Raw genomic sequence first — 13,008 nt, 5'->3', positions numbered from 1 at the left:
GTTCCCGGGTCTCCGCTACCTGGACGAGCCCTGCCACGTCGGCGTCGAGGCCGCCTGGATGTCCGGGCGGGGCGCGCCGCGCCGGAGGGGGCCCCTCAGCGGCTGTCCAGAGGGTCGAGCCGCTCGGTCCGGGGCTCCGCCGTCGCCGAGAGGAGGGGCAGCATGACCTCGACCCGGGTCCCGGCGCCCGGCAGGCCGCTGACGACGCAGATGCCGCCGAGCTCGGCGGCGCGTTCGCGCATCGAGCTGAGGCCGACGCCGGCCCGGCGCGCCTCGGGCAGCCCCCGGCCGTCGTCGCTGATCAGCACCCGCAGCACCGACCGCTCCCGCTGGAGGACGATGTCGGCCCGGGTCGCGCCGGCGTGCCGGCGGATGTTGGTGAGGGCCTCCTGGACGATCCGGTAGACCGCCACCTCGACGGCCGCCGGCAGGTCGGACAGGTCGCCCACGACCTCCACCTCGATCGCGGTGTCGGGCGAGGACTGCCCGGCGAGCGCGTGTACGGCCCGGGCCAGGCCCAGGTCGTCGAGGGCGGGCGGGCGCAGGCCGTAGACGAGTTCGCGGATGTCTCCGGCGACCGCGTCCATGCCGGAGCGCAGGTCCTGCAGCAGCGCGTCGGCCGACTCGGGAGACTTCTTCAGCCTGCTACGGGCGATGTTGATGGTCATGGCCATGGCCGACAGGGTCTGGCCGAGCCCGTCGTGCAGGTCGCGCCGCAGCCGGCGGCGTTCCTCCTCGCGGGTGGTCAGGATGCGTTCCCTGGAGCGTTGCAGGTCGGCCGCCATGCGCACCGCGTGGGCCACGTCGGCGGCGTACGGCGTGAGCGTGGACAGCACCCGCTCGTTGTGGGCGGCGGGGAACCGGCGCGGGCCCGGCGGCCCGACGAGCAGGCGGCCGACCATCTCGCCGTGCCAGACCAGCGGCACCTTCCGGGGGTCGTCGCCCACCCGGCCGTTCTCGACGTAGCGGGGCTCGCCGTCGGTCACCTCCACGGCGACGCCCTCGACCGCCAGGCCGTCACGCAGCACGCTCACGACCGACGTCAGCGCCTCGGCCGGGTCGCCCCGCCGCACCGCCTGCGTCAGCCGCTCGGCCAGCACCCGGGGATCGCCGATCCTGCCGTACAGGAGGTGGTCGACCGCCCGCTGCAGCACGCGCCGCAACGGCTGGAAGAACGCCCCGGCGAACAGGGCGGAGGCGAGCCCGGCGATCTGGTCGTAGCCGGACAGCACCAGGCTGGACAGCGCGCCGACGCTGAAGTAGACCGCGCTGATCACGATCAGCAGCCCGGCCGCCACGAAGGCCCGGCTGATCACGGTGTCGATCCCGTAGAGCCGGTAGCGCGTCACCGAGAACGCGATGGCGACCGGGATGAGCGCCGCCCAGATGACCGCGGGCCAGACCAGCACGGGCACGGACTGCCCCGCGATCAGGAACACGATGTAGCCCGTGAACGCGAGCAGCGGCCAGGCGATCTGCCGTCTGCCGATCGGGTCCGCGCGCCGCAGCCGCAGCGCCAGGGACAGCGCCGCCAGCACCATCGAGATGAAGATGGCCACCCAGGCGACCGTGAAGATGACCGCGTCGTACGGCGCGATCGCGGGGACCTGGAGCACGTTGGGGATGACCGCGGGGAACGGGTAGCTCTCCAGGGGCGGATCCGGGCGCAGGAGCGTGCGCAGCGACGTGGTCGTGAGGGCGGCCCCGCCCAGCAGCAGGGCGAGCCGCCAGCGCGGCGAGGGCAACCGGCCGTCGGGCGAGTACAACGGCAACAGCACGGTGAGCGCGAAGCCGCACACCGTCCAGCCGATCTGGACCGGAAACTTCAGCCACGAGGCCAGGACCAGTTCTCCGTTGGCGGCGGCGCGCAGCATCAGCGCCTGCGAGACGTCGCTGACGGCACCGGCCAGCCCGCCCACGGACATCAGCCACGCCATGTTCAGCCGGGGCCGGTGGTAGATGAGGAACGCTCCGACCGAGGGGAACGTGAGGGAGACCGCCGACTGCGGGGTCACGGTGGCGTTCGCCGGGGTCCACGCCTCGGGCAGTCCGGCCCAGATGACCACCGCGGCCACGGCGAGCGCCGGGGACACGACCGCCATGACGACGGCCACGAACCGCGCCGGGGTGACTCCGACGTCGTCGTAGGTCTGGGGCATCGCCATCAGAGCGCCGTTCCGGCGGCGGATCGCCCGGATCGCCCGGCCGGCCCGGGAATGCCTGCTAACGTGGCGCTCCCTGCGCTCATGGCGAATCTGGCCATCGTGTTCCTGTCTCTCCAGCGCGCGGTATGCCCACTGGACAGGATTATGACGCTTTTATAGTAATAATTCCCCCTCCATGGCCGGGCCGTTATTACGACACAACGCGCCACCGCGCGACCGGCCCGTCGCGGATCGCGGAGCTCAGGTCCGTTTGCGGACGACCCGATCGTGGACGACCGTGTACGTGTTGCGCAGCGCGGCCATCGACTCGTCGTAGGAAGCCTGGGCCACGCCCGTGAACAGGCAGTCGACGACCATGAGCTGGGCGATGCGGCTGCCGAGCGCCCCCGAGCGGAACTTGGTCTCCCGCGCCGCCGTCGTGAGGGTCACGTCCGCCGTGGCGGCGAGCGGCGACTCGCGGAAGTTGGTGATGGCGATCGTGGCGGCGCCGGACGCGCGGGCGATCGCCAGGAACTCGACCGTGTCGACGGTGGCGCCGGTGTGGGAGACGGCGATGGCGACGCAGGTGTCGTCGAGCGTGGCCGCCGAGGTCCAGGCGGAGTGGGAGTCATGCCAGTTGATCGCGGTGCGGCCGATGCGCGACAGCTTCTGCTGGAGGTCGAGGCTCACCAGGGCGCTCGCGCCGACCCCGAAGCTGTCGATCCGGCGGGCCGCCAGCACCAGCGCCACGGCCCCGGCCAGCGCGTCCATGTCCAGGGTGCGGGCCGTGTCGGCGATGGACAGCGTCTCGTTGGTGGCCACCTTGGACACGATCCCCTCCAGGCTGTCGTGGCGGTCGATGTCGCCCGACACCTCGGGGAGGTTGGTGCGGGCGAGTTGCTCCCGGGTCACCTCCCTGGCGAGGTCGATCCTCAGGTCCTTGTAGTGGGCGTAGCCCATCCGCTGGTAGAAGCGCACGACCGAGGTGGTGGACGTGCCGCAGCGGTCCGCGACCTCGGCGATCGACAGGTTGGCGGCGACCTCGGGGTCTCCGACGAACAGCTCGGCGATGCGCCTCTCGGACGGTCGCAGGGCCGGTATGGCGGCCCGGATGCGGATCAGCACGGGCCTGGAGCCTTCAGCCATGGTCACCCACAAGGTCAGGGGGTTGAGAGGAACTTTAGTACGCAACTGGTATGGTCTGCGTAATTTTATGACCTACTTGTTCTGAGGAGGCCACATGTCCCGTGGCACGCTCTCCGCGTTCGGTATCGCAGCGGCGTTGTCCATCGCCCTCACCAGTTGCTCCTCATCCTCCGGGACCGAGACCGGCACCGACGCCCCGGGCGCCACCGGCGCGGCCGGCGGCAACCTGGTGGTCGGTGTGACGTCCGACCCGGACACGCTCTTCCCCTGGAAGGCCACGCAGTTCCAGGCGGTCAACGTGCTGCAGAACATCTACGGCACGCTCACCGAGTTCGACAAGGACCTTAACGTGGTGCCCGGGCTGGCCGAATCCTGGAAGGCGTCCGAGGACGGCAAGACCCTCACCCTCACCCTGCGCCAGGGGGTGACCTTCGGCGACGGCAGCGCCTTCGACTCCGCGGACGTCAAGCACTCCCTTGAAAAGATCATGGACGAGGCGACCGCCGCCGTGGCCCGGACCTCGCTCGCCTCGGTCAAGTCCGTGGAGGCGCCCGACGCCGGCACCGTGGTGCTGAAGCTGACCGGGCCCGACGCCGCGCTGCCCGCCAACCTCGCCACGGTCAACATGGCGATGCTCTCCTCCGACGACACCGAGGAGAAGCTCAACGCCACCCCCAACGGCACCGGGCCGTTCACCCTGAGCAAGCGCGTCGCCAGCCAGTCGATCACCCTGACCAGGAACGACGCGTACTGGGGCAGCGAGAAGGCCAAGCTCGCCGGGGTCGAGTTCCGGGTGATCCCCGACGAGTCGTCCATCGTCTCCGCCATGCAGTCGGGCAACGTCCACCTCGCCATCTTCAACGACCCCCTCGTCGCCAAGACCGCCGAGGGCGGCTCGATCACCGTCGCCAAGACGCCGCAGCTCAACTACCACGCGCTGCAGCTCAACGCGCGCCGCGGCGGCCTCGACGACGTCAACGTGCGGCTGGCGATCCAGTGCGCGATCGACCGCAAGCAGGTGCTGGACACGGCCGCGCTCGGCGAGGGCGAGGTGACGGGGCCGATCACCGCCCCGGCCTTCAAGTCCGACCCGCAGCAGCGGCCCTGCCCCACGCGCGACCTGGCCAAGGCGGCCGACTACCTGGCCAAGGCCGGCAAGTCCGGCGGGGTCACCGTCAAGACGATCGTCTCCCAGGGTGAGTACGCGACCTCGGTCAACGAGGCCCAGAACCTCAAGGCGCAGCTCGCCGAGGCGAAGATCAACCTGGAGCTGGAGGTGCTGGAGTCGGGCGCGTTCGTGGACCGGTGGGTCGCGGGCGACTTCGACACGGCCGTCGCGCTGAACGGCGGGCGGCCCGACCCCGACGGCATGTACGGGCGCTACTTCACCAGTGACGGCAACCTCAACAAGGTCGCCGGTTACAGCTCCCCCACGCTCGACAAGCTCTTCGCCGAGGGCAAGGCCACGACCGACCAGGCCGCGCGCAAGGCGGTCTACGACAAGGTCGCCGCCGAGCTGGAGAACAACGCGGCCTGGGTCTGGCTGTTCACCAGCTACACCTACACGGGCACCACGTCCCAGGTGAAGGGCTTCGTGCCGATGTCCAGCGGTTCGATGCAGTACCTCCGTACGACGTCGCTCGGTTAGTCATGCTGAGAGCGATCGTCCGCAACCGGGCCGTCCGGCGCGTGGCGAGCATGCTCGGCACCCTGTTCGGGGTAGCCGTGTTCGTGTTCGTCATGCTCCGGGCGATCCCCGGCAACCAGATCACGGCCGGGCTCGGTACGGAGGCCGCGGCGCTCACCCCGGCGCAGCGGGAGGCGCTGGAGCGCTACTACGGCCTGGACCAGTCGCTGTTCAGCCAGTTCTTCTCCTGGCTCGGCAACATGTTCACCGGCAACTTCGGCTACTCGGCGCGGGCGCAGCAGAGCGTGCTCGACCTGACGCTGCACTCGCTGCCCGTCACGTTCGAGCTGGCCGTGCTGTCGATCGTGCTGGCGCTGCTGATCGGGGTGCCGCTCGGCATGCTGGCGGCGTCGCGCACGGGCGCGCCCAGGGACGCGCTCGGGCAGGCGGTGAGCCTCGCCGGGCTGTCGATCCCGGCCTTCCTGCTGGCCACGACGCTGCTCTCGGTCTTCGCCGCCTCGTTCGGGTTCAACCCCAACGGGCAGGGCTTCGCCTCCCTCTTCGAGGACCCGCTGCTCAACCTGAAGCAGATGATCCTGCCCGCCCTGGTGCTCGGGTTCGGCATCGCGGCGCCGATCCTGCGCACCACGCGCACCGCGGTGCTGGAGGTGCGCTCCAACGACTTCGTCCGGACCGCGCGGGCCAAGGGCGTGCCGCCGCGCCGTCTGCAGGTCAGGCACGTGCTGGGCAACGCGCTGGTGCCGATCGTGACGATGACGGGCCTGCAGTTCGGCTACCTGCTGGGCGGGGCCGTGGTGGTCGAGCAGATCTTCTCCGTCCCCGGCGTCGGCAGGCAGGTGCTGCTGGGCATCCAGCAGAAGGAGTACGCGGTCGTGCAGAGCACGGTGCTGGTCATCGCGCTGTCGTTCGTCATCGTCAACCTGCTGACCGACCTGCTCTACCGGGTCATCGACCCGCGGGTGCGTGCCTCGTGACGGCCCTGCGCAAAAGCCCGGCAGGGCTCACCGGCGTCGCCGTCCTGGCGCTGCTCGCCGTGGTCGCGCTGCTGTCGTTCGCCGGGCTGCTCCCCCACGACCCGATCGCGCAGGACCCGCCGTCGCGCTTCCTGTCGCCGTCGGCCGACCACCTGTTCGGCACGGACCAGTTCGGCCGGGACGTCTTCTCCAGGGTGGCCGCCGGCGTGGGCAACTCGGCGCTCATCGCGCTCGTCGCGGTCGCCTTCGCCACCGTGGTCGGCACCCTCGGCGGGCTGGTGTCCGGCTTCTACCGGGGCATCGCCGACGGGGCCATCGGCGGCGTCACCAACGTGCTGTTCGCCTTCCCGCCGCTGCTGCTCGCGCTCTCGCTCGCCTCGGTGCTGGACCGCAACTGGTTCACGATCGCCGTCGCGATCGCGATCGTCTACGTGCCCATCTTCATCCGGGTGACGCGAGGTCCCGTGCTCTCGCTCAGGGAGATCGAGTACGTCAAGGCGGCCGTCTCCACCGGCCAGAGCCGATGGATGATCATGATGAGGCACGTCCTGCCGAACATCACCTCGATCATCGTCATCCAGGTGGCCCTCTCCCTGTCCTGGGCAGTGCTCACCGAGGCGTCGCTGAGCTTCCTCGGCCTGGGCACGCCCCCGCCCGCGCCCTCGCTCGGATCCATGATCTTCGAGGCGCGCAGCCTGGTGTTCGTGGCCCCGTGGACACTGATCGCGCCCGGCGCGGTCGTCGTGCTCCTGGTCGTGGGCCTCAACCTGCTCGGCGACGGACTCCGTGACACTCTCGACCCGCGAAACCGAGGCAAGCGGTGAACCTTTCGGAACTGACGACGGAATCGGCCGACCCCCGCTTCGCCGACATCGACAAGATGACGGTGGCGGAGCTGGCGGCCACCATGAACGGAGCCGACGCGGCCGTCCCCCAGGCGGTGGCCAGGGCGCTGCCGCAGATCACCGCCGCGATCGAGGCCGCGTCCGAGCGCATGGGGGCGGGCGGCCGGCTGATCTACGTCGGCGCCGGCACGCCTGGACGCATCGGCGTGCTCGACGCCTCCGAGTGCCCGCCCACCTTCAGCACCCCGCCCGAGCAGGTCTTCGCGATCATCGCAGGCGGCGAGGGCGCCGTCGTGCACCCCCGCGAGGGCGCCGAGGACGACCGGCAGGCCGCCGCCGAGGCGATCGACGCCGCCGGCATCGGCCCGCTCGACACCGTCGTGGGCATCGCGTCGAGCGGCCGCACCCCGTTCGTGCTCGAAGCCGTACGCCGGGCGCGCGAGCGCGGCGCGCTGACCGTGGGGCTCGCCTGCAACCCGGGCACACCACTCAGCGGCGAGGCCGAGCACCCCATCGAGGTGCTCGTGGGCCCGGAGGTGGTGAGCGGATCCACCCGGCTCAAGGCGGGCACCGCCCAGAAGCTGGTGCTCAACATGTTCTCGACGATCGTCATGGTCCAGCTCGGCAAGACGTACGGAAACCTGATGGTGGACGTCAAGCCCACCAACGGCAAGCTGCGCGAGCGGGCCGTTCGGATCGTCCGGACGATCACCGGCGCCGGGCGGGACGAGGCACTCGCCCTGCTCGGCCAGAACGGTTTCAACGTGAAGCAGGCCGTCGTGGCCTCCCGCTTCCACCTCACCCCTCAGGACGCCGCCGCGCGGCTGGCCCGCAACGGCGGGCGCCTGCGCGCGACACTAGGAGAGCAGGCATGAGAATCCTTGGCATGATCTCCGGCACCTCGCACGACGGCATCGACGCCGCCCTGGTCGACTTCGACCTGGCCGGCGACACGCTCGAAGGCAGGGTCGAGTTCACCGCGAGCACGCCGTACCCGCCGGAGTTGCGCGCCAGGCTGGTCGCGGCGCTGCCTCCGGCGCCGACGACGCTCGCGGAGGTGTGCGTCCTCGACACCCTCATCGGCCAGAGCTTCGCCGAGGCCGCCGCAGCGGCGATCGAGGAGGCCGGCCCCGTCGACCTCGTCGTGTCGCACGGGCAGACGGTGTTCCACTGGGTGGACGAGGCGCACGCGCTCGGCACGCTGCAGATCGGCCAGCCCGCCTGGATCGCCGAGCGGACGGGCGCCCCGGTGCTGTCGGACGTGCGGATCCGCGACATCACCGCGGGCGGCCACGGCGCTCCGCTGGTCTCCGTGCTCGACGCCCTGCTGCTCGCCGGGCACCAAGGGGTCGCGGCGGCGCTCAACCTGGGCGGCATCTCCAACATGACCGTGGTGCGCGGCCCTGACGACCTCGTCGCCTACGACATCGGGCCGGCCAACGCGCTGGTCGACGCGGTGGTGTCGAGCAGGGGGCTGAGCGAGCGGGGCTTCGACGAGGACGGCCGGATCGCCGCCTCGGGCCGGGTGGACGAGCGGCTGCTCGACGTGCTGCTCGACGAGCCCTACTACCGGCTGCCGGCGCCGAAGAGCACCGGCAAGGAGCTGTTCCACCTCGCCTACGTCGAGGAGGCGATCGCCAGGTCGGGCCGCCGGCCCGATGCCGCCGACCTGGTCGCGACCCTGGCCGAGCTGACCGTCCGCACGGTCGCCCGCGAGGTGCTGGCCTCCGGCGCGGACCTGCTCGTCATCTCCGGCGGCGGCGCCCGCAACCCCGTGATGACCAACGGCCTGCGCGAGGCGCTCCCCGGCGTGCGGGTCACGTTCACCGACGAGTACGGCGCTCCGGCGGACGAGAAGGAGGCGATCGCCTTCGCCCTGATCGGCTGGTGCACCGCCCACGGCCTGCCGGGCACGGTCCCCGCCGGTACGGGCGCCCGCGCCGCCCGCGTCCTCGGCACGCTCACGCCCGGAGCGGGGCCACTCGTCCTGCCCGCGCCGATCGCCGACCGGCCGCGGTCGCTCACGCTGCGCCGATGAGTCCGCGCGTGGCGACGGGCGACGACCTGGCCGGCATCGTCGAGGTCTTCCTCGCCTGCTGGACCGGGAGCTACGCGTCTGTGCTGCCCGAGCGGCTGGTGTCCGCGATGTCGCCCGACCGGGCCCGCGAGCTCTGGACGGCCGCCCTGGCGTCCGGCCGGGTCGTCGTGGCCGACGAGGGCGGACGGGTGCTCGGGGTGACGCGGTTCGGCGGCGACACCGTGCACTCGCTGTACGTGCATCCGCATGCCCAGGGCGGGGGCCTTGGCATGCGGCTGCTCGGCGCGGCGGAGTCGGCGCTGTCGGCGGACGGGGTGAGCCGGGCCTTCCTGTGGGTGTTCCGCGACAACCTGCCGTCGATCGGGTTCTACCGCCGTCAGGGCTGGACCCCCGACGGCACGAGCCGCGTCACCCCGGAGTTCGGCGAGCCGGAGCTGCGCCTGACCAAGGAGCTGGTATGACCGCGCCCGACCGTGGCGCGGCCGGCGAGGCCGTGGCGGAGGGGCCCGCCGGGCTGGTCAGGGCCGTGCGGACGCCGTGGTTCGGGTGGACCGAGTGCGCCGGGCACCGGACCGTGCGCTGGGTGGACGGGGTGCGCGTCGGCGAGGAGCCGATGACGGTCGACACCCACCACGACCTCGCCTCGGTGACGAAGGTCGTGGCCACCACGACGGCGCTCATCCGGCTCGTCTCCGACGGCCTGGTCTCGCTGGACGCGCCGGTGCGCGCGTACCTGCCGGACTGTCACGACGGCATCTCCGTCCGTGACCTGCTGCTGCACCGGGGCGGGCTGTGGGAGTGGTGGCCGCTCTACATCCGGCCGGACCCGCCGCCGCCGCGTTATCGGCCGGGCCGCGAGCGGCACTACTCCGACCTGGGCTTCGTCCTGCTCGGCCGGGTGGTCGAGGTCGCCGCCGGGCTCCCTCTCGACCGGGCGGTCGCGGAGCTGGTGACCGAGCCGCTGGGCCTGCGCTCGACCCGGTACGCCCGTCCTGCCGGGGAGCGGGTGGCCATGAGCGCGCGGGACGACCGGGTCGAGATGGACATGCTGGACTCCGGGCAGCCCTACCCCGTCCCCTTCCGCAGCGCCGACTTCACCGGCTGGCGCCGGGAGCCGGTGGTCGGGCAGGTCGCGGACTGCAACGCCCACCACGCGTCCGGCGGCGTCTCGGGGCACGCCGGGCTCTTCTCCACGGTGCCCGACCTGCTGCGCTACTGCGCCGCGCTGTCCGCCTACTGCGAGCACGACCATCTGTGGCGGCCCGAGGTCGCGCGGGAGTTCTTCGCGCCGGGCCCGGACGCCGGGCAGGCGCTCGGTTTCCGCAGGTACGCGCTCCGCCTCCGGGACGAGACCGTCACCGTGCTCGGCCACCCGGGCTTCGTGGGCTGCGTCATCGGCTTCGTGCCGGACCGCGACATCGCTCTCGTCCTGGCCGGCAACCGGCTGCTGACCGACGGGCCGCCCGTGCCCACGGACGCCCTCTGGGACGACCTGCTGCACGCCATCACCGAACGATCGAGGACCGAATGACCCCGCTTCTCGCCATCCGCGACCTGTCCGTCGCCTTCCGCACCGGCAAGCAGGACGTCGCCGTCGTGAAGAACATCTCGATGGAGATCATGCCCGGGCAGACCGTCGCGGTCGTCGGCGAGTCGGGCTCGGGCAAGTCCACCACGGCGGCGGCGGTCAACCGGCTGCTGCCGGACAACGGCCGCATCACCGGCGGCCAGGTGCTCTTCGACGGGCGCGACCTGGCCGGGGCGAGCGAGCGCGAGATGATCGGGATCCGGGGCGCCGGCATCGGGCTGGTCCCGCAGGACCCGATGTCCAACCTCAACCCGCTGATGCGCATCGGCGACCAGATCGGCGAGGCGCTCGAAGTGCACGGCCTGGCCGCGGGCCGGGCGGCCCGCGCGCGGGTGAGCGAGCTCCTGGACCTGGTCGGCATCCCCGACCCGGCGCAGCGGATCGACCAGTACCCGCACGAGTTCTCCGGCGGCATGCGCCAGCGCGCGCTCATCGCCATGGGGCTGGCCTGCCGGCCGAAGCTGCTCATCGCCGACGAGCCGACCTCCGCGCTCGACGTGACCGTCCAGCGGCGCATCCTCGACCAGCTCGAACAGCTCACCGCCGAGATGGGCACCGCCGTCTTCCTCATCACGCACGACCTCGCGCTGGCTGCCGAGCGCGCCGACGTCGTGGCCGTCATGTACCAGGGGGAGATCGTCGAGACGGGCCCGGCCGCCGAGATCCTGGCCGCCCCTTCCCACGACTACACCCGCCGCCTGCTGCGGGCCGTCCCGAGCCTGTCGTCCGTGCGGACGGCCACCCCCGCGCAGGACACCGAGAACCTGGTCGAGGTCGAGGACCTGCGCAAGGTCTTCCCGATGCGGGGCAGCGCCACGGAGTTCGCCGCGGTCGACGAGGTCAGCTTCACCATCCCGCGCGGCCGTACCGTGTCGATCGTCGGCGAGTCCGGGTCGGGCAAGTCGACGACGGCCAATCTGCTGCTCGGCCTCGACGACATCACCTCGGGCCGGATCCGCTTCGACGGCACCGACGTGACCTCACTCGGCCGGCGCGAGCTGTTCGCGTTCCGACGGCGGGTGCAGCCGGTCTTCCAGAACCCGTACGCCTCGCTCGACCCCCGCTACACCGTGGAGAAGTCGATCGCCGAGCCGCTGCGGGTGCACCGGGTCGGCACCAAGGCGACCCGCGCGAAGGCCGTGACCGACCTGCTCGACCAGGTCTCCCTGCCCGCCTCGCTGGCTCAGCGGCTGCCGCACGAGCTGTCCGGCGGGCAGCGCCAGCGGGTCGCCATCGCCAGGGCGCTCGCGCTCTCGCCCGACCTCGTGGTACTCGACGAGGCCGTCTCGGCCCTGGACGTGCTCGTGCAGGCGCAGATCCTGGAGCTGCTCGCCGAGTTGCAGCGCGAGCTGGGGCTCAGTTACCTGTTCATCAGCCATGACCTGGCGGTGGTCCGGATGATCTCGCACACCGTCCACGTGATGCGGCAGGGGCGGATCGTGGAGAGCGGGACCGCGAACGACATCTTCGACAGTCCCACGGCCGACTACACCCGCGAGCTGCTGGCCGCCATCCCGGGCGCCTGAGACCGGCATCGTCCTTCCCGCCGACGGCACGCCGCCGGTCCACGACCCGCCCGTGGCCGAACGACTTCGGCCGCGTAGCCGCCGGGCGGAACCCCTGGCCTGGAATTTCCGAAAGAATCCCATGGTGGAGTCAGGAGCGAACGGCACCGGCGACGCGGGACCCGGCTACGGCATCGGAGCGGTCGCGCGGCGGCTCGGCGTGCCCGCGCCCACGTTGCGCACCTGGAACCAGCGCTACGGCCTCGGGCCGAGCCGCCGCAGCCCGGGCGGTCACCGGCGCTACGACGAGGCCGACCTGCTGCGGCTGGAGGAGATGAACCGGCTGATCAAGGCCGGCATCGCACCCGCCGACGCGGCCTCCCGGGCCCTGCGCCTCTCCCCGCCCGAGAAGACGCCGCCTCCCGAGACCGCCCCCGAGACCGCCCCCGAGACCGCCCGGGACACCACTCCGGAGACCGCCCCGGCCGCGCCGAGCGGGGTGCGGGTGCCGTCGATGGCGCGGCTGGCACGGGCGGCCGACGTGCTGGACGGCCCGACGGTGGCGGCCGGGGTGGCGGCGGCGCTCGACGTCCACGGGGTGCGGTGGACCTGGCAGGAGCTGGTGCTGCCGGTCTTCGAGCGGATCTGCCGCACACAGAAGCGCACCGGCTCGGGCATCGACGTGGAGCACCTGTTCTCCGACCGGGTCCTGGCCGAGCTGCACCTCCATGCCGACCGTCACCGCGTGCCCGTGACCGGCAGGTCGGTCCTGCTGGCCTGCGCCGAGGACGAGCAGCACAGCCTGCCGGTGCACGCGCTGGCCGCCGGGCTGGCCGAGCGGGGGGTCGACGCGCGGACTCTGGGCGCGCGGGTGCCCTGCTCGGCGCTGGCGGCCGCGATGCGCCGCCTCGGGCCGGCGGTGGTGTTCGTCTGGTCACAGCAGGAGACGACCGGCGATCCCGCCCCGCTCGCGGCGCTGCCCGCGCTGCGGCCTCCGGCGAGGCTCGTGGTGGGCGGCCGTGGCTGGTGGGAGCCGCTTCCGCGCGGTGTCGTACGGGTGCGCACCTTCGACGAGGCCGTCTCGACCGTCATGAAGGCGTTGGCCTGATCTGCCCGCGAC

The 13,008-nt window shown here is 72.2% G+C and carries 11 protein-coding genes; 9 read left to right on the top strand and 2 right to left on the bottom strand.

Features of this window, described 5'->3' with window-relative positions:
• Positions 1–95 precede the first annotated feature (95 nt).
• Together AB0C16_RS16285 and AB0C16_RS16280 are read right to left on the bottom strand one after the other, a co-directional pair.
• The gene (locus tag AB0C16_RS16285) at positions 96–2,165 is read right to left on the bottom strand and encodes a sensor histidine kinase (RefSeq protein WP_357683337.1); all 2,070 of its coding nucleotides are present in this window, start codon (positions 2,163–2,165) and stop codon (positions 96–98) included.
• A gap of 240 nt (positions 2,166–2,405) precedes the next feature.
• Positions 2,406–3,290 carry a MurR/RpiR family transcriptional regulator gene (locus tag AB0C16_RS16280; protein ID WP_357683334.1) on the bottom strand — a complete coding sequence of 295 codons (885 nt, stop codon included), beginning with the start codon at positions 3,288–3,290 and terminating at the stop codon, positions 2,406–2,408.
• A 94-nt stretch (positions 3,291–3,384) separates the two neighbouring features.
• Between AB0C16_RS16280 and AB0C16_RS16275 the strand changes: the two genes are divergently transcribed.
• The 9 genes from AB0C16_RS16275 (at position 3,385) to AB0C16_RS16235 (ending at position 12,996) form a co-directional block, all read left to right on the top strand.
• Positions 3,385–4,938 carry an ABC transporter substrate-binding protein gene (locus AB0C16_RS16275; RefSeq protein ID WP_357683332.1) on the top strand — a complete coding sequence of 518 codons (1,554 nt, stop codon included), beginning with the start codon at positions 3,385–3,387 and terminating at the stop codon, positions 4,936–4,938.
• 2 nt (positions 4,939–4,940) lie between these two features.
• A complete protein-coding gene (locus AB0C16_RS16270; RefSeq protein ID WP_357683329.1) occupies positions 4,941–5,912 on the top strand; it encodes an ABC transporter permease in 972 nt (323 codons plus the stop codon).
• Positions 5,909–6,736: an ABC transporter permease gene (locus AB0C16_RS16265; RefSeq protein ID WP_357683327.1), complete on the top strand. Its 828-nt coding sequence runs from the start codon at positions 5,909–5,911 to the stop codon at positions 6,734–6,736. The genes AB0C16_RS16270 and AB0C16_RS16265 overlap by 4 nt, the downstream gene beginning before the upstream one ends.
• Positions 6,733–7,632 (top strand): N-acetylmuramic acid 6-phosphate etherase, encoded by a 900-nt coding sequence (gene murQ, locus AB0C16_RS16260; protein ID WP_357683324.1) that lies wholly within the window; start codon positions 6,733–6,735, stop codon positions 7,630–7,632. The genes AB0C16_RS16265 and murQ overlap by 4 nt, the downstream gene beginning before the upstream one ends.
• Positions 7,629–8,795 carry an anhydro-N-acetylmuramic acid kinase gene (locus AB0C16_RS16255; protein WP_357683322.1) on the top strand — a complete coding sequence of 389 codons (1,167 nt, stop codon included), beginning with the start codon at positions 7,629–7,631 and terminating at the stop codon, positions 8,793–8,795. The genes murQ and AB0C16_RS16255 overlap by 4 nt, the downstream gene beginning before the upstream one ends.
• Positions 8,792–9,256 carry a GNAT family N-acetyltransferase gene (locus tag AB0C16_RS16250; RefSeq protein WP_357683320.1) on the top strand — a complete coding sequence of 155 codons (465 nt, stop codon included), beginning with the start codon at positions 8,792–8,794 and terminating at the stop codon, positions 9,254–9,256. Before AB0C16_RS16255 ends, AB0C16_RS16250 begins: the two co-directional genes overlap by 4 nt.
• Complete coding sequence (locus AB0C16_RS16245; protein ID WP_357683317.1) at positions 9,253–10,326, top strand: serine hydrolase domain-containing protein; 1,074 nt, start codon at positions 9,253–9,255, stop codon at positions 10,324–10,326. The genes AB0C16_RS16250 and AB0C16_RS16245 overlap by 4 nt, the downstream gene beginning before the upstream one ends.
• Entirely contained in the window at positions 10,323–11,909 is a 1,587-nt protein-coding gene (locus AB0C16_RS16240) for an ABC transporter ATP-binding protein (RefSeq protein ID WP_357683315.1), read from the top strand. The genes AB0C16_RS16245 and AB0C16_RS16240 overlap by 4 nt, the downstream gene beginning before the upstream one ends.
• A gap of 124 nt (positions 11,910–12,033) precedes the next feature.
• Positions 12,034–12,996, top strand: a complete 963-nt coding sequence (locus AB0C16_RS16235; protein WP_357683312.1) for a MerR family transcriptional regulator — start codon at positions 12,034–12,036, stop codon at positions 12,994–12,996.
• Positions 12,997–13,008: the final 12 nt, after the last annotated feature.

Source organism: Nonomuraea sp. NPDC048916 (assembly GCF_040649575.1).
Lineage (GTDB): Bacteria > Actinomycetota > Actinomycetes > Streptosporangiales > Streptosporangiaceae > Nonomuraea.
Note: the sequence above shows the minus strand (reverse complement) of the source record. Positions and strands in the feature narration are given on the sequence as shown.

What these genes read in the sequence shown, in the direction of transcription:
- AB0C16_RS16285 (WP_357683337.1), bottom strand. Translation starts at nt 2,165, where the DNA reads ATGGCGATGCCCCAGACCTACGACGACGTCGGAGTCACCCCGGCGCGG.
- AB0C16_RS16280 (WP_357683334.1), bottom strand. Translation starts at nt 3,290, where the DNA reads ATGGCTGAAGGCTCCAGGCCCGTGCTGATCCGCATCCGGGCCGCCATA.
- AB0C16_RS16275 (WP_357683332.1), top strand. Translation starts at nt 3,385, where the DNA reads ATGTCCCGTGGCACGCTCTCCGCGTTCGGTATCGCAGCGGCGTTGTCC.
- AB0C16_RS16270 (WP_357683329.1), top strand. Translation starts at nt 4,941, where the DNA reads ATGCTGAGAGCGATCGTCCGCAACCGGGCCGTCCGGCGCGTGGCGAGC.
- AB0C16_RS16255 (WP_357683322.1), top strand. Translation starts at nt 7,629, where the DNA reads ATGAGAATCCTTGGCATGATCTCCGGCACCTCGCACGACGGCATCGAC.
- AB0C16_RS16250 (WP_357683320.1), top strand. Translation starts at nt 8,792, where the DNA reads ATGAGTCCGCGCGTGGCGACGGGCGACGACCTGGCCGGCATCGTCGAG.
- AB0C16_RS16245 (WP_357683317.1), top strand. Translation starts at nt 9,253, where the DNA reads ATGACCGCGCCCGACCGTGGCGCGGCCGGCGAGGCCGTGGCGGAGGGG.
- AB0C16_RS16240 (WP_357683315.1), top strand. Translation starts at nt 10,323, where the DNA reads ATGACCCCGCTTCTCGCCATCCGCGACCTGTCCGTCGCCTTCCGCACC.